Raw genomic sequence first — 19494 nt, 5'->3', positions numbered from 1 at the left:
AAGAGGAATGGTATATGTATTATACCAATAAGGATATTTTCGTCCTGTCGTCCGTAGGCTGCATGGGGACCGACCGGGACGGCCTCGAATCCATTCTCGCGGGCAGCGAGGAGGGTGCAAAGGGCTGCTGCCTCTCAGTCGATATGACGGCGGACGGCATCGCGGTGCTGTCCTCAGATGGGTACTGCGCCGCGCAGGACGGCACACAGATGAGCATCAGCGATTACAGCTACACCGAGCTGCATCAGGCCTGCCCGCAGCTCGTGCCGGCAGGGCAAGCCATCGAGCTTGCCAAGACCTGCCACGCCAAGATCGCCATTACAGTACATAACCAGACCCTGCTCCCCCAGCTCCGCATGACGCTGCGCCACGCCGAATATCTGGACGAGGCTATCTTCGTCGGTCTGGGGCTGGTTGAGGCGGCGCGCCTCGCGGTCGCCAACCCCGATTTGCACATCATGGGCGAGCTGCCCGCGCTGCCCGATAATATCGGCGCGCTGGTGAACGCCGCGCAGACCACCGGGCTGTTCGGCCTGCGCGCCTCGGCAAACGATCTGACCGCGCCGCTGCTCGCAGCCTGCAAGCGCGCGGGGCTGTTTACCATGAGCCTGCCCACGGAAAATATGGATCAGCTTGCGCGGATGATCCAGAGCGGCGTCAACTTCATTGAGACCGCGCGCCCCGATATGGCGGCCATGCTGCTGCCCGAGGGCGAGGCCGAGCCGCACCAGATTCCGCTGATGAGATTCTAACATACAACGGGGGAGGACGACACGTCTTCCCCTCTTTTTCGCATATTGCAATAGAAAGGGGGCCGCTTTTGTGGCCGACATTTCGGTACAGAATTTAACCAAATACTACGGCGACCGCCTGATTTTACAGGACATTTCGTTTGATATCCAGCCGGGCGAAAAGGTCGCCATTCTGGGCGCGAACGGCACGGGCAAGACGACGCTCCTCAACATCCTGACCGGCCGCCTGCCCTACGACGGCGGCAGCGTGTCGCTGGGAACGGGGCGCACGGCGGGCGTGATCGACCAGATGCCCGATTTCCCGGCGAACGCCACGGTGGACGACGTACTGCGGTTGGCGTTTGCCGAATCGGACGAGGTCATCGCCGCTTTGCAGGGGCTGGCCGCTGAAATGGCGCACCGGCCGGACGATACCGCGCTTTTAAAGCGCTACGCCGCGCTAGAAGCCCGTCTCGACGCGCTTGGCGGCTACAACCGCGATTTTGAGCTCGACCGGGTCTGCAACGGCCTGGACATTCCCCGGGAGATGCGCGGGCAGAAGTTCGCGCTGCTGTCGGGCGGAGAAAAGACGCGCATCAACCTCGCGCGCATCATCTTGGAAAAGACCGACATCCTGCTGCTTGACGAGCCGACCAACCACCTTGATATGGACGCGGTGAATTGGCTGGGCGAATATCTGGAAAACTACCGCGGCACCGTGCTGACCATTTCGCACGACCGTTGGTTCCTCGACCAGTGCTGCGACCGCATCATCGAGCTGCACGACTGCACGGCCGAGTTTTACGCGGGCAACTATTCGTTTTACGCGGTCGAGCGCGAACGCCGCCGCGAGGAGCAGCTGAAGCACCATGAGCACGAGTTGGCCGAGAAAAAACGGCTCGAGGCGGTCGCCCGCAAGATGCACGAGCACGGCACCGAGCACCTTGCCAAGCGCGCGGCCTCGATCGAAAAGCGCATCGGGCGCATGACGGTCACCGACCGGCCCAAGACCGACAAGACGATGACCGTAACCTTTGGCGACCCGAACTATGAGACCGAAGAGGTGCTCAAGGTGCGCGATATCACCAAGATCTACGGCGGGCGCACCGTGCTCGACCATGTGTCGTTTAACATCCGAAACCGGGAAAAGGTGGCCATACTGGGGCCAAACGGCGCGGGCAAGACCACGCTTTTGAAGATTCTGCTCGGCGAGGAGGAGCCCGAGGAGGGCGTGATCCGCAAGGGTGCCGGCCTCAAACCGGCCTATCTGCCGCAGCAGGTGTACTTCCCCAACGAGCACCGCAACCTGATCGACACACTCATTTACGACAAGAATGTGACCATGCAGGTCGCGCGCAACCGGCTGGGCGCGTTCCAGTTCCCGGGCGAAACGCAGATGAAGACGGTCAAAATGCTGTCGGGCGGCGAAAAGAGCCGCCTGCGGCTGTGCGAACTCATGTATGACCCGCTGAACCTGCTCATCCTAGACGAACCGACCAACCACCTCGACCTCGCCTCGCGCGAATGGATCGAGGCCGCGGTCGAGGCGTTCGACGGCACGCTGCTGTTCGTCTCGCACGACCGTTATTTCGTCGAGCGGTTTGCCACGCGCGTGCTCTATCTCGAAAACGGCGTGCTGACCGACTTTTTGGGCAGCTATTCAGAGTTTTTAAAATTCCGTGAAAAAGGGATTTTGCCCGAACGGTCCGAGCTGGTGCAGCCCACGCGCAAAAAGCGCGAAGCCCCGACGCTGGACGACGTGCCCGCCCCGCCTGAAAAGCCGCGCAGGACGGGCGGCACCAAAAACCTGCAAAAGCAACTTTCGGTGCTCGAACGCGAGATCGCCCAGCAGGAGGCGCGCGCGGGCGAGCTGGAACACGATATGATTGAAGCGTCGTCCGATTCGGCGCGGCTTTTGGAGCTGATGGCGGAAAAGGAAGCGTGCGACGAGCTGCTCGCCGCCAAAATGGACGAATGGGAGGCCGTGGCCGCCGAATTGGAGGAACTGCAATCGTGATGGAACGGAAAATTTGGCTGGCTCTTGCCGGGCTGTTTGCGGCGGGCGGGCTGGCGCAGCTCCCCTTTGCGCCGGCGCGGTTCGGCGGGGTGTTCTTCCTCGCGCTCGCCATCGGCTGCGCGGGCGAATGGCTGATGCTGGGAAACCGGGAGAAACACAAGACCTGCCGCGTGCTGGCGAACGTCGGGCGCGTGCTGTTCGGGCTGTTTGTCGCGTCGTTTGCATATATCCAGCTTTTTGTCATCGGCGGCGGAATGCACGCCGATCCACAGGCTGAAAACGCGGACTATGCGCTTGTGCTGGGGGCGCTGGTCAATCCGGACGGGCGGCCGTCCGCCGCGCTGGCCGCGCGGTGTGATACCGCCATCGAATTTTTGGTGGCGCATCCGGATGCAAAAGCCATCCTGTGCGGCGGGCAGGGCGCAAACGAGCCGCGCGCCGAGGCCGATGCGATGTATGATTATATGGTCGCGAGGGGCGTCGCGCCCGGCCGCCTGCTCAAAGAGGACAAATCCAACAATACCATAGAGAATATCCGCAATGCGCGGGAGTTTCTCTCGCCGGGCGACCGGGCTGCGGTTATCACGAACGATTATCACGTCGCCCGCGCGCGCGTGCTGATGAAAAACGCGGGGCTGGACGCGCTCGGCATCCCCGCGCCCACGCCCTATCCGGGGCAGTGGGTGGCGGTGCGCTGCCGGGAATACTGCTCGATTTTGGGGCTGATGCTCAGCGGCCGCTGGTGGTGAGGCAAAGGAGGGAACGGCATGTTTGAAAAAGTGAAAGCGCTGTGCGCGCGGCTGGACGAGCTGGAAGCCCGCCTCTCCGAGCCGGGGCTGTACGACGACCCCGCCCGCGCGGCCAAGCTGCTTCGCGAGCGGGGCGATCTCGAACCCATCGTCACGGCCTACCGCGCGTGGGAGCGCGCGAACGCGGCGATGGAGGAGGCCACCGAGCTGCTCTCCGACCCGGACATGAAAGAACTGGCGCAGGACGAGCTGCGCACGGCCAAGGCCGACGCCGCGCGGCTGGAGGGCGAGCTGAAGATCCTGCTGCTTCCAAAGGACCCGAACGACGAGAAAAACATCTTCGTGGAAATCCGCGGCGGGGCGGGCGGCGAGGAATCGGCGCTGTTCGCGGGCTCGCTGTTCCGCATGTACAGTATGTACGCCGCGTCGCGCGGCTGGGAAACCGAGATCATGAGCGAAAACGCCACCGAGCTTGGCGGCTATAAGGAAATCGTGTTCCGCGTGGCGGGCGACCGGGTGTATTCCCGCCTGAAATTCGAGAGCGGCGTGCACCGCGTCCAGCGCGTGCCCGAGACCGAAAGCCAGGGCCGCGTGCACACCTCGACCGTGACCGTCGCCGTGCTGCCCGAAGCCGAGGAGGTCGATTTCTACCTCGACCCGAACGATCTGCGTATCGACACGTTCCGCTCGTCCGGCGCGGGCGGCCAGCACATCAACAAAACGTCTTCCGCCATCCGCATCACGCATATCCCGACGAACACAGTCGTCGAGTGCCAAGACGAGCGCAGCCAGCACAAGAATAAGGATAAGGCCATGCGCGTGCTTCGCTCACGCCTATATGAGGCCGAGGTGGAAAAGCAGAACGCCGCCATCGCGGCCGACCGCAAAAGCCAGGTCGGCACGGGCGACCGTTCGGAGCGCATCCGCACCTATAATTTCCCGGAAAACCGCGTTTCCGACCATCGTATCAAGCTGACGCTTTACAAACTCGACCAGTTCATGGACGGCGAGTTGGACGAGGTGCTTGACGCGCTGATTGCCGCCGACACCGCGGAAAAGCTGCAAATGCAGAATAATTAGAATAGATTCACCATATAGAAAGCGTGAATGCCATGAAAACAGAAATGCTTTCCCCACAAAAAGATAAAAATGCGCTTAATACCGCCGCATCCCTGCTGAAAGCGGGTAAAGTGGTGGGTATGCCCACGGAAACGGTCTACGGCCTTGCGGCAAATGCGCTGGATGGGGACGCGGTGGCAAAAATCTTCCGCGCCAAGGGACGGCCGCAGGACAATCCGCTGATCGTGCACATCGCGGATTTCGAGCAGATCCACAGCTTGTGCCCGGCGGTGCCCCCTGCGGCGAAAGATCTCGCGGGGGCGTTCTGGCCGGGGCCGCTCACGATCATCGTGCCCAAGGCGGACTGCATCCCAAACGAGGTTTCGGCGGGGCTTTCGACGGTCGGCGTGCGCCTGCCGTCGCACCCGCTGGCGCGCGCGCTCATCCGCGCGGCGGGCGTGCCGCTCGCGGCGCCGTCGGCGAATACGTCGGGCAGGCCGTCCACCACGACCGCCGCGCACGTTTTGCGCGATATGGACGGCAAAATCGCCGCCATTTTGGACGGCGGGCCGTGCGGCGTGGGCGTGGAATCGACGGTGGTCTCGCTCGCGGGAGAAAAGCCGCGCCTGCTGCGCCCGGGCGGGGTGACGCTCGAGCAGATTGAGACCGTGCTGGGCGAGATCGAGGTCGACCGCGCGCTGTATGAAAAAATCGGGGACGACACGAGGGTGTCCGCCCCCGGTATGAAATACCGGCATTACGCGCCAAAAGCGCCCGTGACCGCGGTGCGCGGCGACCCCGCGCGGACGGCGCGGTATATCCGGGAACACGCCGCCCCCGGCGACGGGGTGCTGTGCTTCGACGAGTTCGCGCCGTTGTTCACCGGGCTGACCGAAATCTCCTTTGGCCGGTCGGACGACCTTGCCACGCAGGCGCGCGAGGTGTTCGACAGCCTGCGCGCGTTTGACGACACCGAGGTCACGGCGATCTGGGCGCAGTGCCCGGACGACGCCGGGCTTGGCCTTGCGGTCGCAAACCGCATCAAAAAGGCTGCGGGCTTCCGCGTGGTCGAGGTTTCCGCGGATAGCTTCGGGTGAGGAAGTGCATACTATGAAAATCATCGGCCTGACCGGCGGCAGCGGCACGGGAAAGGGAACGGCGGCGGCGTTTCTGCGAGAGCGCGGCGCGGGATGGGTGGACGCGGACGCGGTCTACCGCGGCCTGTGCGCGCAAAACCGGGTTATGCTGCATGCGCTCGAGGCAGCGTTCCCCGGCGTTTTGGACGAAGCGGGCGCGCTCGACCGCCCTGCGCTCGCCAAAATCGTCTTTTCCGACCTGGAAAAGCTGAAAACGCTGAACGAAATCACCTTTCCCTATATCCGTGCGGCCTCGCTCACGGAGATCGAGGCGCAGAAATCCGCGCCCTTTGTGCTGTACGACGCGCCGACGCTGTTTGAAACCGGCGCGGACGCGTTCTGTGCCAAAACGGTCGGCGTGCTGGCAGGGCGCGAAACGCGCATCGCGCGCGTCATGGCGCGGGACGGGCTTTCGCCCGAAAACGCGCGCGCGCGCGTGCTCGCCCAGCCGGACGACGCGTTCTACCGCGCCCGGTGCGATTATATTCTGGAAAACAACGGCGAACCCGCGGCTTTACGCGCGGCGTGTGGCGCGCTGTTTGAAAAACTCATAAAAGGAGACTGATTTGATGACATCCGAACAGCTATTCTACGACAAGAAGACCGGCTTTGACCGCCTGACCAAATCGGACAAAACCGCCATGCAGGCCTATGCCGAGGGCTATAAGGCATTTCTGGACGCGGGCAAGACCGAGCGCGACGCGGTAAAGGAAATGGTGAAGCGCGCGGAGAGCAAGGGCTTTCGCGCGTGGACGCGGGACGATACGCTCAAAGCGGGCGACAAGATTTATCAGGTCAACCGAAACAAGGGGATCACGCTCGCGGTGATCGGCAAAAAGAGCCTTCGGGAGGGTGTGCGGCTGACCGCCGCGCATCTGGACGCGCCCCGCATCGACATCCGCACCGTGCCGCTTTATGAGGACGGCGGCATGGCCTATTTCAAGACCCACTACTACGGCGGCATCAAGAAATACCAGTGGACGGCCATTCCGCTCGAACTGCGCGGCGTGGTTTGCGTGTGCCATAACGGGCAGGTGAAAAAGGTCGAGGTCAGCGTCGGCGCAAAGCCGGACGACCCGAAATTCGTCATCACTGACCTGCTGCCCCACCTCGCCACCGAGCAGATGAGCAAAAAGGCGACCGAGGTCGTGAAAGGCGAGGGGCTCAACGTGCTGATCGGTTCCGTGCCGTCGGATACCGGCGACGACAAGTGCACCGAAAAGGTCAAGCTTGCGATCATGGAGCACTTAAACCGCGAATACGGCATGGTGGAAGCTGATTTCCTGTCCGCCGAGCTGTGCTGTGTGCCCGCGTGGAACGCGTGCGACATCGGGTTCGACCGTTCATTCGTCGGCGCTTACGGGCACGACGACCGCGTATGCTCCTACACCGCGGCGACCGCCATGCTCGACCTCAAGGGCACGCCCGCGCACACCTGTGTCTGCCTGCTGGTGGACAAGGAGGAGACGGGGTCGGACGGCGTGACCGGTATGCAGTCCCGCGCGTTCGATACGCTGATGGACGACCTGTGCCGCGCGCAGGACGTACTTCCCGGGGAATGCTTGGAAAACTCGGTCTGCCTGTCGGCCGACGTATGCAACGCTTTTGACCCCAATTTCCCCGAGGTATCCGAAAAGCGAAACGACGCCAAGATAAACTGCGGCTTTGCACTGGTGAAATACACGGGCGCGCGTGGAAAGTCGGGCACGTCGGACGCGACCGCCGAGCTGATGGCGCGCATCCGCTGCATTTTTGACAAGGCGAACGTCATTTGGCAGACCGGCCAGCTCGGAAAGGTCGACCAGGGCGGCGGCGGCACGGTGGCGATGTACCTTGCCAACCGCAATATCGACACGGTGGACGCGGGCGTGCCCGTGCTGTCCATGCACGCGCCGTTCGAGGTGATCGCCAAGCTCGACCTCTATATGGCTTACAAGGGCTTCTCCGCGTTTTACAAGGACTGATTTTGGACAAAAGAAAACCGCGTTCCGATTGGAACGCGGTTTTTTGCTGCTTTCCTACTTGCTGATCAGCTTGAGGCCGTCATAAGCTTTTTCGACAAAGGACTTTTCCAGATTGAAGAGGATCTGCGCCATTTCGGCACGGGTCACATTGCCCTTGGGGTTAAAGGAACCGTCCTTATTGCCCTTGAGCATACCGGTGTTCACGCAGAACTGGAGCTCTTCGTGCGCCCAGGTCTGGATCTCGGCGTAGTCGGTGAACTCCTTGATGGCCATGCCGGACTCGAGGTCGGTTTCGGTCTTGACCAGGTACTTGTAGTAACGGGTCAGCACGGCGGCCAGCTCCTCGCGGGAGATCATCGAATCGGGATGCAGCTTCTTCTCGTTGTCGCCCGCCATGATGCCGGTGTAGTAGCAGAACGAGGCGGCGGGCAGGTAGGTTTCGTCGATATCGGCATAATCGGCCAGCTCCTTAAAGGACATGCCGGCGTCCCCATCGACCGAGGCAACGTCGCGCGCGGTCGCGTCGCGGAAGATGCATTCGGCAATGGCCTGGCGGCTCAGGAACGCGTCCGGCTGGAAGCTGGCGGCGCCGTCGATCTCAACGGTATCCATCAGCTTGTTTTCCAGCACGTAGTCAGCGGCCTCGGCATACCAGCCGGAAACGTCCGCCGGACGGGTGTAGGTCGGCGCGGTCTGATCGGTGTCCGGCTTGGGGGCGGTGTCCTCAGCGGCGAACGCAGTTGCGCCCAGGCTGACTGTCATGGCTGCGGCAAGCAGCAGGGAAACTGTCTTTTTCATATTCTGTCTCCTAACTTTTGGGTCGAACTGCGCCCGGCCCCGTATTCCAAAACAGTATACCATAGATTGGCGGGGGGCGCAAAATTCGTCATAAAATAGAGAGCTCCAGCTCTTCGACCGAATAGCTGTCGATCACGGTCGGGGCGTGCAGGTTATTATCGGCCATCGCGTCAGGCAGGTGGCTAAGCACAAAATGCAGTTCGCTGCCGCCGCCGTCGCGCGGCGAGAGCAGCAGCCGGCCGCAGTGGAGCGAGGCGATTCGTTCGATGAGGGGCAGGCCGAGGCCGAGCGAAACGCCGCCGCGCGCAAGTTCCAGATATTGATAGAAGCCGACCGTGTGGTGCCAGCCGTCCAGCAGGCGCTCAAACAGGGAGGCGTCCAGCCCGGGGCCGCGGTCGGCCACGGTGACGGTAGGGTGCTCAGGATCGGGAGACAAAAAAATCTCAACCGCTTCGCCCTCAGGCGTGACCTGAAGAGCATTGGCCAGCAGGTTATACAGCGCGGTCTTGATAAGATCCCGCTCCATCAGGAACGGGTAACGCTCCGGCGCGTGCAAAACGATATTGCGGCCGGTCTTTTTGCGCACGGCCTCCGCCGCTTCGCGGCAAAGCCCGGCAAGGTCGCCCCAGGTCAGCCGAAGATGCTCAAGCTGGGACGGCGTGTGCAGAAAATCCGAATGGTCAAAGGCGCGGAGCATGCGCATACACTGGTTCTGCATGTGTTGGGCAAGCGCCTGATCCTCTACCTGCCCGATATCGGCCAGCATCGCGCCGATAAACTGGGCGTTCTTAATGTGCAGCACGCGCAGGCTGCCGTCGTACTGCGCGCGGTCGTCGCGCAGGAACGCCAAAAGCGCGCCCTCGCGGTGCGGCAGCAGCTCGAGCCGGTATTCCACACCGTCCAGCTCCTCATAAACGGTGCGCGGACGTTTGTTTTCAATACAGTCCTGCAAGGCGTGCACCGTGGCTTCGCTTAACAGCTGGTCGATGCGCTCAAGCGGGTGCAGGCCGGTCAGCCGTGCGGCAGATTCGCTGCACCGCTCGATGTGCAGGGTCGGTCCGGCCAGCACGAGCGCGGCGTCGCGCAGCGCGGTCCGCCCTAAAAGCGCGCGAAGCGTTTCATCGTCAAGCTGCGAAAAGAATGTTTCCGCCATCTCTATCCTCCGAAAAACTGTAAAATTTCTTTGTATAAGGCGTCTCTCAGACTGAAATACTATATTTTGTGTTACGTGCTTATTATACCACTATGCCCCCTCGTATTGCAAAGAAAATTATACAAAAAGGCGCCCTTATCTGATAAAATTTTCACAAATATTACACCTTGCGGCAAACACTGGGGATAGTGTATAATGAACCTATCGTTGAGATCATGTATCAAATTTGAGGAGGATTTCTGTAAATGGCTATCAAAGTAGGCATCAATGGCTTCGGCCGTATCGGCCGCATGGTATTCCGCGCGGGCCTGAAGAACCCCAATATTGAGTTTGTGGCGGTGAACGACCCGTTTATGTCGCCCGACTACATGGCGTACATGCTGAAGTATGACACCATGCACGGCCGTTATGACGGCACCATCGAGTATGACGATTCTTCCATCACCGTAGACGGCAAGAAGGTTCTGTTCTTTGCCGAGATGGATCCCAAGAATATCCCGTGGGGCAAGGTCGGCGCGGACTACGTTGTTGAGTCCACCGGCGTGTTCCTGACCAAGGAAAAGGCGCAGGCGCATATCGACGGCGGCGCGAAGAAGGTTATCATGTCCGCTCCGTCCAAGGATGATACGCCGATGTTTGTCATGGGCGTCAACCACGACACCTACACCAAGGACATGAACTTCGTTTCCAACGCTTCCTGCACCACCAACTGCCTGGCTCCGATCGCCAAGGTGCTGGACGAGGCGTTCGGCATCACCGACGGCCTGATGACCACCGTTCACTCGACCACCGGCACGCAGAAGACCGTTGACGGCCCGTCCAAGAAGGACTGGCGCGGCGGCCGCGCGGCTTCGGGCAACATCATCCCCTCCTCGACCGGCGCCGCTAAGGCTGTCGGCAAGGTTTACCCCAAGCTGAACGGCAAGCTGACCGGCATGTCCATGCGCGTTCCGACGCTGGATGTTTCCGTCGTCGACCTGACCGTCAACCTGGCGAAGCCCGCCACGTACGACGAGATCTGCGCTGCGATGAAGAAGGCCTCTGAGGGCGAGCTCAAGGGTATTCTGGGCTACACCGACGAGGACGTTGTTTCGTCCGACTTCCTGGGCGACGCGCGCACCTCGATCTTCGACGCCAAGGCCGGCATCGCGCTGACCGATACGTTCGTCAAGGTCGTTTCCTGGTACGACAACGAGTGGGGCTACTCGAACAAGCTGCTGATGCTCGTTGAGCACATGGCCAAGGTCGACAACGCCTGATTTTCCCTCAAATGAGAAATAAGCGCTCCCTTTCAGAGCTTTCTGAGAGGGAGCGCTTTTTTGATCTTTTTTGCATGTTATATTTTTGTCAAAGTACCGGTACTGGGCCTGTCAGTATCGGAACAGAATTTTTGTGAAATTTTTATTGGGAAACGACAAAATTCGTCAATAAACGCAAGAAATTTTCGCAAAGGTTGTGAATTTCGCCGGGGTTTGAGAGATTGACAGCCTAGTGGCCCAATGTTATATTGAAAGTACGAAAACGGTAACGGTAGCGGTAACGGAAACGGTAACGATTGCCATTTCCGCCCGTTTTGGACACAGAAAGGGGTGGCCTATGACCATTGATGAAATTGCGCAAACGGCAAAGGTCTCCAAAACAACGGTCTCCCGGGTGCTCAATGACAAGCCCGACGTCAGCCTCAAGACCCGCGAGAAAATTCAAAAGATTATTGAACAGCACGGCTATCAGCCGAATGCGGGCGCGCGGGCGATCGTGCAGCGGCGCGTCAACAATGTCGGCCTGATTATTCCGTACGATGTCGAGCAGGCGTTTATGAACCCGCTGGATGTGGAGATCCTGCGCGGCGTCTGCAGCTATCTGGAGACGCGGCGGTATTATCTGGTGATGTGCTATCCGCGCGAAAACAACTATTACGACCTTTACCGGCAAAAGCGCGTCGACGGGTTCATCCTGCTCGACCCATGCCAGGACCACCACAAGCTGGTGTCCTCGCTGCTCAAGGAAGGCATCCCGTTTATCACCACAACCAAGCTCGACGGCTTTGAACAGGCGGTTTCGGTCAGCATGGACAACTACCGGGGCGCGTTTCTGGCCACCGAGTATTTGCTGGACAAAGGGCACAGGGATATTGCGTTCATCTGCAAGGAGCACTACATGAGCAGCAAGGACCGTGTGCAGGGCTACCGGGACGCGCTGGGTGCGCGCGGCGTGCCCGCCGACCCGTTTTACATCCGCATGGGCGAGATGGCGACCGCCGAGGACGGCTACCGGATGGCTCTCAAGCTGCTGAACGCGCCCAAACGGCCGACCGCGATCTTCGCCGCGTGCGATATTCTGGCGATCGGCGTGATGCGGGCGTGCCGCGAGAAAAAGCTGTGCATCCCCGAGGATGTCGCCGTGGTCGGCTTTGACGATCTGACCATGCTCGACTGCATCACGCCGGCGCTGACCACCGTGCACCAACCGGCCTTTGAGATCGGCCGGCAGGCGGCAGAAAAGCTGACCGACTACATAGAGAGCGAACAGCCGCCCGCATCAAGCGTGCTGGAAGCGCAGCTCATTATCCGTGAATCCACTTAAACTGAAAAGCGCGTGCGGCGTTACCGTTTTATAACTTCATAACGGACAGGATTTCGAGGGGTCTGAAAAACAGACAGCGCAGACCCTTGGTTTTTTGCACCCTTTTTTACCCCGATATCGGGAAATTATGGCAGGATTCAGGCGCGTTTGAGGCGTTTGAAGAAATACCACACATTGAGAAACGGAGGAGAATCATGAAAAAGTCGCTTTGGAAGAGAATGGTGTCCCTGGGACTGACGCTCGCCCTGTTTGGCGGACTGGCGGCCTGTGGGCAGCCGGCCGGCCAGGACGGCGCCGCCGACCCGGGCGCGGCCGCACCGGCTGCACAGGATGATAACAAAAGCGGGGAAAAAATGAAGATCGGCGTTGCATTGCCGACCCTGCAGGAGGAGCGCTGGCAGAACGATAAGGCGTTTTTTGAAGAAGAAGCCGCGAGCATGGGCAACGTCGAGCTGCTCATGCAGATCGCGGACAACGATTCCGACAAGCAGTTTTCGCAGATCGAAAATCTGATTTCCCAGGGAATCGACGCGCTGATCGTCGGCGCGGTGGACACCTCGGCCATCGGCCCGGTCATCGACCGCTGCTATGACGAGGGGATCAAGGTCGTCGCCTACTGCCGCCTGATCCAGAACGCGCACCTCGACCTGCTGACGCTGTTTGACCAATACCAGGTGCAGGAGCAGTCGGTGAAATACGCGCTGGAGCGCGCGCCCAAGGGCAACTATGTGCTGCTCAACGCGGACGAGACGACGCTTCCCGAGGCCGAAAAATACAAGGAAGCCTGGTATGACTATCTGCAGCCGTACATCGACAAGGGCGAGATCACGGTCGTGATGGATCAATATACGCAGAACTGGGCGGCCAATGTCGCGATGGCGAACATGGAGAACGCCCTTGCCAAGACGGGCAACGACGTCGCCGCCGTGCTTTGCGCGAACGACGGCATTGCGGGCGGCGCGATCCAGGCGCTGGAAGCGCAGGGGCTGGCAGGCAAGGTCGTCGTCACCGGGCATGACGCCGATGTGACCGCGCTCAAGCGCATCCTCGCGGGCACACAGTCGAGCACGATCTTTTACAACACCCACACGCAGGTGACCGAGACGCTCAAAGCGGCGGTCGCGCTGGCAAAGGGCGAAAGCGTCGAGACGACCGGTACCTACAACAACGGAAAAATGGACGTGCCCGCGCTCGAGCTGAAGAGCCAGCTGGTCGATAAGGACAATCTGGACGAAGTGATCATCGACGGCGGCATCCGTACCCGCGAGGAAATTTACGATTGACGATTGAGAGGAGGCGGGCAATCCGCCCGCCTCCTTTCTCTTTGGAGGGCCGCGGACTGTGCGGAGGGAATCGCGATGGAGGATTATATTTTGCAGATGGAGCACATCACCAAGCTGTTCCCGGGCGTCCGGGCACTGGATGATGTGAATTTCAGCGTGCGCCGCGGCGAGATCCATGCGCTGGTCGGGGAAAACGGCGCGGGCAAATCGACGCTGATGAAAGTGCTGAGCGGCATCTATCCCGCAGGCACCTACGAGGGGAAACTCATCTACAACGGCGTTCAGCAGGCGTTCCAAAAGACTAGGGACAGCGAAAAACAGGGCATCGTCATCATTTATCAGGAGCTGAACCTGATTAAAACGATGACGCTGTGCGAAAACATCTTTCTGGGAAACGAGATCCGCAAAAACGGCGTGATCCAGTGGCAGGAGCAGTATAAAAAATGCGAAGCGCTGTTCCGGCGCGTGCATCTGGAGGAAAGCGCGGATACCAAGATCGGAGACATCGGCGTTGGCAAGCAGCAGCTCGTCGAGATCGCCAAGGCCTTGAATAAAGACGCGAAGCTGATCATTCTGGACGAGCCGACCGCGTCGCTGACCGAGTCCGAGGTCGGCGTTTTGATGGAGATCCTGCGCGAACTCAAGAGCGAGCAGGCGACCTGCATTTACATCTCACACAAGCTGGGCGAGGTGTTCGAGATCGCGGACCGGGTGACCGTGCTGCGCGACGGTAGGACGATCCTGACGCGCGATGTGGCCGAAATGACCGAGGACAGCCTGATCGCCGCCATGGTCGGCCGGGAGCTGATCGAGCGGTTCCCGCGCCGCCCGCACACGGCGGGCGAAACCGTGCTCGAAGCGAAAAACTGGACCGCGCTCGACCCCAAGGACAGCACGCGCGAGCTGGTGCGGCATGTGGAGTTCCGGGTGCGGCGGGGCGAGATCCTCGGCATCGCGGGATTGATGGGCGCGGGGCGCACCGAGCTGGCGATGAGCCTGTTTGGCGCGCTGCCGGCGGCGCCGGAGAGCGAACTGTTCCTCGAGGGGAAAAAAGTGCGCGTGCGCAGCCCGCGCGAGGCGATCGAGCACGGCATCGGCTATGTGTCCGAGGACCGCAAGCGGTATGGGCTGGTGCTGGAAAACGGCGTGATGTTCAATATGTCGCTCGCGAGTCTCGATAAGCTGACCCGCTTCCATGTGATCGACCGGAACCGGGAGATCAAGCAGACCCAGCGGCAGATCGACGCGCTGCACACCAAGGTTTCGTCGATCGACGTGCAGGCGAAAAACCTGTCGGGCGGCAACCAGCAAAAGGTCATCCTTTCCAAATGGATGCTCACACAGCCTAAAATATTGATCGTCGACGAGCCGACGCGCGGCATCGACGTGGGCGCGAAATATGAGATTTATCAGATTATGAACGAGCTGGTCGAGCAGGGCGTGTGCATTGTGATGATCTCGTCCGAGCTGCCCGAAATTTTGGGCATGAGCGACCGCATCTATGTGCTGCACGAGGGAAAAATCAACGCCGAACTGGACTGGCGGGAGGCCACGCAGGAAAAGATCCTGTATTATGCGGCGGGAGGGGAGCAAAGCCATGAAAGCGAAAGCGCTGCGGCAAAACCTGAAGAATAATTTCACAAAGTACGCGCTCGTGGTCGAACTGCTGGTGATTTTCGTGCTGTTTGAGGCGCTGACCGGCGGGCTTTATATTACGAGCACCAACATGACCAACCTGCTCATGCAGGGCTGCACGTTTGCGATCATTGGCATCGGCATGGTGCCGGTCATGGTCGCGGGGTATATCGACCTGTCGGCGGGCGCGGCGCTCGGCTTTCTGGCCACGGCCGCCGCGACCATGGAGGTGCGGCTGGGCCTCAGCGCGCCCGTGACCATCGTGCTGACGCTTGTGCTCGGCTTATTCATCGGCTGCTGGAACGGCTACTGGATCGCTTACCGGCACATCCCCGCGTTCATCGCCACGCTGGCCGGGCAGCTCGTGTTTAAGGGGCTGACGCTGCTGGTCGGCGAGGGCGTCGGCATCGGCCCGATGAGCGACGGATTCAGCGCGCCCGGCCGGTCGTTCCTGCCGAGCGTGTTCTTCAAAAACGATGTGAGCATCCTGTTTCTTGCGCTCGTGATCGCGCTGCTGTTCGTTAAGACGTTCCGCTCCCGCAAAGCGCGGGAGCGCTACGAGCTGCCCGTGCCGCCGCTCAAAAAGGATCTGGGGCGGCTGGCAGTCATCACGATTGCGCTCGCCGCGGTTGGCAGCATTTTGATTTTATACCGCGGCATCCCGTATGCCATCGTGCTGCTGGTCGTGCTTGCGGCGGCGGTCACATTCGCGTGCAAGAACACGCAGTTCGGACGCAGCGTCTACGCCATCGGCGGCAACCGGGAGGCGACGCGGCTGTCCGGCATCAGCCTGGAGAGATCGTCGTTTAAGATCTTCATGCTCATGGGGCTGGTCACAGCGGTTGCGAGCATCGTCTATTTGGGGCGCATCGGGCAGGCGACCGCGCAGACCGGGCAGAACTTCGAATTCAGCGCGATCACGGGCTGCATCGTCGGCGGCACGAGCACGCTGGGCGGTTCGGGCACGATCGTCGGCGCGATCATCGGCACGATCATGATGGCGAGCCTGGACAACGGCATGAGCATGCTCAACCTGGGCAACACCTACCAGTACATCACAAAGGGTCTGGTGCTGCTGTTCGCGGTGGCGCTCGACATCGCCAGCAAAAAAGGCGAAAGCTGAGGAAAGTTTTATGGCAATGCAGCAAACTTTGCGCGCGCCGGTCAGCGATATCCAGCGCTACTGCGTGCATGACGGGCCGGGCATCCGCACGGTAGTCTTTTTGAAGGGCTGTCCGCTACGCTGCCAGTGGTGCCAGAACCCCGAAACGCAAAGCTCGCGGGCGCAGCTCATGGTGCTTCCCAACCTGTGCATCGGCTGCGGCGCGTGCATTGCGGCCTGCCCGCAAAAGGCGGTCACGGCGGCGGACGGCTTTTTCCGCACCGACCGCAGCCGCTGCACGGCCTGCGGCGCGTGCGCCGCAGCGTGTTACGCGGGCGCGCGCACGATCGTGGGTGCGGAGCGGACGGTCGGGGAGGTCGAGCGGGCGGCGCTGGCCGACGCGGTGTTTTACCGCAACACGGGCGGCGGCGTGACGCTTTCGGGCGGCGAGGCGACGATGTATCCCGGTTTTGCGTCCGAACTGCTGCGGCGGCTGCAAAAAGCCGGCGTCCACACCGCGCTCGAGACCTGCGGCCACTGCGCATGGGAGGACTTGGAGCGCGTGCTCGCGCACACCGATTTGGTGCTGTACGACATCAAGCACGCCGACCCGGCGGCGCATAAGCGGTATACGGGCGTGGGCAATGAAACCATATTGGACAATCTCGCGCGGACGTGCCAGATGGGCAAGCGTGTGGTCATCCGGTTCCCGTTTATCCCCGGGGTCAACGATTCGGAGGCGAATATCCGGGAGACCGCGCGCATTGCGGTGGGAAATGGCGTAAAAGAAGTGCATTTGCTGGGCTTTCACCAGCTTGGCGAGAACAAATGGCATGGGCTGGACATGCCCTATGCGTGCGCGGGATATCAAAGCCCGACCGACGAAGCGCTGGAAGCCGCTGCGGCGCTGCTACGGGAATACGGCCTGCGGGCCAGCATAGGCGGCGCGGGCGAATGAGACAGGAGGCGGAAAATCGCATGACGCGAATGGAAAAAATCAAAAAACGCCTGTTTGAAGTGGAATACGTGACCAAAAAGGAGTGGTGGGGCCAAAACGAGACCATCCTCACATGTGAGTCGGTGACAAAAGAGCCGCTGGTCGTGCGCAAGGCGCTCGGCGTCGAGCATACCATGCGGTATATGCCGATCGAGATCAAGCCGGACGAGCTGATCGTCGGCATCGCGACCATGGCGGCGACCGGTCTAGGCCATGAGTTCCCGGACTATGCGCTGCCCGAGGAAAAGGAGGAAGCGCTGAAGTCCTCGTTTACCGTCAAATCGGTCTGGGGGCATCATCCGGCGAACTATGAGACCGTGCTGCGAAAGGGCTGCGCGGGCATCCGGCGGGATATCGAGGAAAAGGTGCGCGAGGAATGCCGGAAAGAAACGCCCGACCAGGGCAGGCTCGACCTATACCGCGCCATGGAGATCAGCCTGAACGCGGTCAAGACGCTGGCCGACCGGTATGTCCGGCTGTGCGCCGAGGCGGCGCGGGGCACGCGGGACGAGACCCGGCGCGCCGAGCTGCTCGAGATCGCGCGGATCTGCGCGCGCGTGCCGGAAAACCCGGCCGAAACGCTGCACGAGGCGCTGCAGGGCATGTTCCTCTTCTTCTGCGCGCTGCACTCGACGCTCGAATGGACGCCCATCGGCCGGCCGGACCAGTATTTCTACCCCTACTATGCGCGGGATATCCGCGAGGGACGCTTAACCGAAGCGCGCGCCGAGGAGCTGATCGGCAGCTGGTTGGCCAAATTCAGTGAGCGCGTGCAGATCCTGCCCGAAAACTTTGAGACTGACCATGTGCAGGCCATCGACCAGATCGACGGCGGCGACCCCGCCGAACAGGCCGCGACCTTCTTTCTGGAAAACGACGCGGCGTATAACTACGGCACGTCCGCGAACAACTTCCTGCTCAATATGATTTTGGGCGGCCTGACGCGGGACGGGGCGGACGCGACCAACGCGCTTACTTATATAATTCTGCGCCAGTGGAGCTTTTTGGAAGCGATCATGCCGGTCGCGTCGGTGCGCTTCCATAAGGACAGCCCGCGGGAGCTGTACGACCTCTGCGCCGAAATCCTGCGCCGCGGCTCGGGAGAGCCCGCCATTTATAACGACGAGGTGATCGTGCCCGGTCTGGTGCGAAACGGCGTGCCCATTGAGGACGCGCGCGATTATTCTAACGACGGCTGCTGGGAGGTGCTCATTCCGGGCAAGACCAATTTCCAGTTTGCCTACATCAAGGTGCTGCAAATTTTGGAATATATGCTGTTTCGTGGGCACAGCCTGCTGCGCGGCGCAAAGGAGGCGCCCGACCTGGGCGACCCGTGCGAAATCCCCTCCTTTGAGGCGTTTTACAGCATGTTCCTGCGGCATGTCGAGCTGCGCATCGAGGAGATCATCCGGAATAAGCTCAAATATTATAAGGACCGCTACAAGATCGCGCCGTCCCCCCTGCTGTCGAGCGTGATGGACGACTGCGTCGAACGCGGGCTCGACCTGACCGTGGACGGCGCGCGCTACAATATGTACGCGCTGATGGTCAGCGAGTTCTCCAACTTTGTCGATTCGCTGGCGGTCATCAAAAAGCTGGTGTATGAGGAGCGGTCGCTTTCGATGGGCGAGCTGATCGAGGCGCTGCGCTGCAATTTCCAGGGTTATGAAACGCTGCGGGAAAAGGTTGTGAACCGCGTGCCCAAGTTCGGGAACGACGAGCCCTATGCCGACGGGCTGGCGTGCCGCGTCCTGCGCGATATCGAGCAGGCCTCGAGGCGCGTGCAGGCGCGCGTGGGACACGGCAATCTGGTGATCGGGCTGGGCGTCGCGACCTTTGAGACCTATATGAGCATCGGCTACAACATCGGCGCTTCCGCAAACGGGCGGCTGGCGCGCGAATCGGTGGCGAGCAATTTTTCGCCCACGCTCGGCATGGATCTGGCCGGGCCGACCGCCGCGATCCAGTCCATCTGCGCGCCCGACCTGCTGCCGTACTACCACGGCTGTCCGCTCGATCTGCAGATCAACGCGAACGAGATCGAGGGACAGGCCGGGCTTGCGCGCATGGCGGGGCTGATCCGCTCGTTCATCGACCTGGGCGGCGTCATTCTGACGCTGACGACCGTCCACGCCGAGGAAATGGAGGACGCGCAGCGCCATCCCGAGCGGCACCGCAGCCTGCGCGTGCGCATGGGCGGGCTGTCGGCGTATTTTGTCGCGCTGAGCCGGGAGCATCAGGACGTGCTGATCCATAAGGTTAAGCATTCGCTGTGAGGAGGATAACA

At 61.0% G+C, this 19494-nt stretch carries 16 protein-coding genes; 14 read left to right on the top strand and 2 right to left on the bottom strand.

Annotation, left to right across the window (positions count from 1 at the left end):
• Positions 1-14 precede the first annotated feature (14 nt).
• The 7 genes from SO058_RS05355 (at position 15) to SO058_RS05325 (ending at position 7656) form a co-directional block, all read left to right on the top strand.
• Entirely contained in the window at positions 15-752 is a 738-nt protein-coding gene (locus SO058_RS05355; RefSeq protein ID WP_320841960.1) for a hypothetical protein, read from the top strand.
• 70 nt (positions 753-822) lie between these two features.
• Positions 823-2748, top strand: coding sequence for an ABC-F family ATP-binding cassette domain-containing protein (locus SO058_RS05350; protein ID WP_320841959.1), 1926 nt, complete (start codon positions 823-825; stop codon positions 2746-2748).
• Positions 2748-3497, top strand: coding sequence for a YdcF family protein (locus SO058_RS05345; protein ID WP_320841998.1), 750 nt, complete (start codon positions 2748-2750; stop codon positions 3495-3497). Before SO058_RS05350 ends, SO058_RS05345 begins: the two co-directional genes overlap by 1 nt.
• Before the next feature lie 18 nt (positions 3498-3515).
• Positions 3516-4577: a peptide chain release factor 1 gene (gene prfA, locus SO058_RS05340; protein WP_320841958.1), complete on the top strand. Its 1062-nt coding sequence runs from the start codon at positions 3516-3518 to the stop codon at positions 4575-4577.
• Between the two features lie 32 nt (positions 4578-4609).
• Positions 4610-5653 carry an L-threonylcarbamoyladenylate synthase gene (locus SO058_RS05335; RefSeq protein WP_320841957.1) on the top strand — a complete coding sequence of 348 codons (1044 nt, stop codon included), beginning with the start codon at positions 4610-4612 and terminating at the stop codon, positions 5651-5653.
• Positions 5654-5666: 13 nt separating this feature from the next.
• The gene (gene coaE / locus SO058_RS05330) at positions 5667-6257 is read left to right on the top strand and encodes a dephospho-CoA kinase (protein WP_320841956.1); all 591 of its coding nucleotides are present in this window, start codon (positions 5667-5669) and stop codon (positions 6255-6257) included.
• 4 nt (positions 6258-6261) lie between these two features.
• On the top strand, positions 6262-7656 hold the full coding sequence (locus tag SO058_RS05325; RefSeq protein ID WP_320841955.1) for an aminopeptidase: 1395 nt from the start codon (positions 6262-6264) through the stop codon (positions 7654-7656).
• Between the two features lie 54 nt (positions 7657-7710).
• On the opposite strand, the gene SO058_RS05320 is transcribed toward SO058_RS05325, so the two are convergent.
• The gene (locus SO058_RS05320) at positions 7711-8454 is read right to left on the bottom strand and encodes an S-layer homology domain-containing protein (RefSeq protein WP_320841954.1); all 744 of its coding nucleotides are present in this window, start codon (positions 8452-8454) and stop codon (positions 7711-7713) included.
• Positions 8455-8542: 88 nt separating this feature from the next.
• Positions 8543-9607, bottom strand: coding sequence for a sensor histidine kinase (locus SO058_RS05315; RefSeq protein WP_320841953.1), 1065 nt, complete (start codon positions 9605-9607; stop codon positions 8543-8545).
• 245 nt (positions 9608-9852) lie between these two features.
• On the opposite strand from SO058_RS05315, the gene gap reads away from it, so the two are divergent.
• The 7 genes from gap (at position 9853) to SO058_RS05280 (ending at position 19483) form a co-directional block, all read left to right on the top strand.
• Positions 9853-10866, top strand: coding sequence for a type I glyceraldehyde-3-phosphate dehydrogenase (gene gap, locus SO058_RS05310; RefSeq protein ID WP_320841952.1), 1014 nt, complete (start codon positions 9853-9855; stop codon positions 10864-10866).
• Positions 10867-11203: 337 nt separating this feature from the next.
• Positions 11204-12190 (top strand): LacI family DNA-binding transcriptional regulator, encoded by a 987-nt coding sequence (locus SO058_RS05305; protein WP_320841951.1) that lies wholly within the window; start codon positions 11204-11206, stop codon positions 12188-12190.
• A gap of 194 nt (positions 12191-12384) precedes the next feature.
• On the top strand, positions 12385-13473 hold the full coding sequence (locus tag SO058_RS05300; protein WP_320841950.1) for a sugar ABC transporter substrate-binding protein: 1089 nt from the start codon (positions 12385-12387) through the stop codon (positions 13471-13473).
• Between the two features lie 75 nt (positions 13474-13548).
• Entirely contained in the window at positions 13549-15108 is a 1560-nt protein-coding gene (locus SO058_RS05295) for a xylose ABC transporter ATP-binding protein (RefSeq protein ID WP_320841949.1), read from the top strand.
• Complete coding sequence (locus SO058_RS05290; RefSeq protein ID WP_320841948.1) at positions 15071-16231, top strand: sugar ABC transporter permease; 1161 nt, start codon at positions 15071-15073, stop codon at positions 16229-16231. Before SO058_RS05295 ends, SO058_RS05290 begins: the two co-directional genes overlap by 38 nt.
• A 10-nt stretch (positions 16232-16241) precedes the next feature.
• Positions 16242-17168 (top strand): glycyl-radical enzyme activating protein, encoded by a 927-nt coding sequence (locus SO058_RS05285; RefSeq protein ID WP_320841947.1) that lies wholly within the window; start codon positions 16242-16244, stop codon positions 17166-17168.
• A 20-nt stretch (positions 17169-17188) separates the two neighbouring features.
• A complete protein-coding gene (locus SO058_RS05280; RefSeq protein WP_320841946.1) occupies positions 17189-19483 on the top strand; it encodes a pyruvate formate lyase family protein in 2295 nt (764 codons plus the stop codon).
• Positions 19484-19494: the final 11 nt, after the last annotated feature.

It is taken from the genome of Agathobaculum sp. (assembly GCF_034098985.1).
In the GTDB taxonomy this organism is placed as follows: Bacteria; Bacillota; Clostridia; order Oscillospirales; family Butyricicoccaceae; genus Agathobaculum.
Note: the sequence above shows the minus strand (reverse complement) of the source record. Positions and strands in the feature narration are given on the sequence as shown.

Bases quoted from the DNA above. Each gene is read 5' to 3' on its own strand.
- SO058_RS05315 (WP_320841953.1), bottom strand. From the start codon at position 9,607: ATGGCGGAAACATTCTTTTCGCAGCTTGACGATGAAACGCTTCGCGCG.
- SO058_RS05345 (WP_320841998.1), top strand. From the start codon at position 2,748: ATGGAACGGAAAATTTGGCTGGCTCTTGCCGGGCTGTTTGCGGCGGGC.
- gap (WP_320841952.1), top strand. From the start codon at position 9,853: ATGGCTATCAAAGTAGGCATCAATGGCTTCGGCCGTATCGGCCGCATG.
- SO058_RS05325 (WP_320841955.1), top strand. From the start codon at position 6,262: ATGACATCCGAACAGCTATTCTACGACAAGAAGACCGGCTTTGACCGC.
- SO058_RS05305 (WP_320841951.1), top strand. From the start codon at position 11,204: ATGACCATTGATGAAATTGCGCAAACGGCAAAGGTCTCCAAAACAACG.
- SO058_RS05290 (WP_320841948.1), top strand. From the start codon at position 15,071: ATGAAAGCGAAAGCGCTGCGGCAAAACCTGAAGAATAATTTCACAAAG.
- SO058_RS05335 (WP_320841957.1), top strand. From the start codon at position 4,610: ATGAAAACAGAAATGCTTTCCCCACAAAAAGATAAAAATGCGCTTAAT.
- SO058_RS05300 (WP_320841950.1), top strand. From the start codon at position 12,385: ATGAAAAAGTCGCTTTGGAAGAGAATGGTGTCCCTGGGACTGACGCTC.
- SO058_RS05320 (WP_320841954.1), bottom strand. From the start codon at position 8,454: ATGAAAAAGACAGTTTCCCTGCTGCTTGCCGCAGCCATGACAGTCAGC.
- SO058_RS05295 (WP_320841949.1), top strand. From the start codon at position 13,549: ATGGAGGATTATATTTTGCAGATGGAGCACATCACCAAGCTGTTCCCG.
- SO058_RS05280 (WP_320841946.1), top strand. From the start codon at position 17,189: ATGACGCGAATGGAAAAAATCAAAAAACGCCTGTTTGAAGTGGAATAC.
- coaE (WP_320841956.1), top strand. From the start codon at position 5,667: ATGAAAATCATCGGCCTGACCGGCGGCAGCGGCACGGGAAAGGGAACG.
- SO058_RS05355 (WP_320841960.1), top strand. From the start codon at position 15: ATGTATTATACCAATAAGGATATTTTCGTCCTGTCGTCCGTAGGCTGC.
- prfA (WP_320841958.1), top strand. From the start codon at position 3,516: ATGTTTGAAAAAGTGAAAGCGCTGTGCGCGCGGCTGGACGAGCTGGAA.
- SO058_RS05285 (WP_320841947.1), top strand. From the start codon at position 16,242: ATGGCAATGCAGCAAACTTTGCGCGCGCCGGTCAGCGATATCCAGCGC.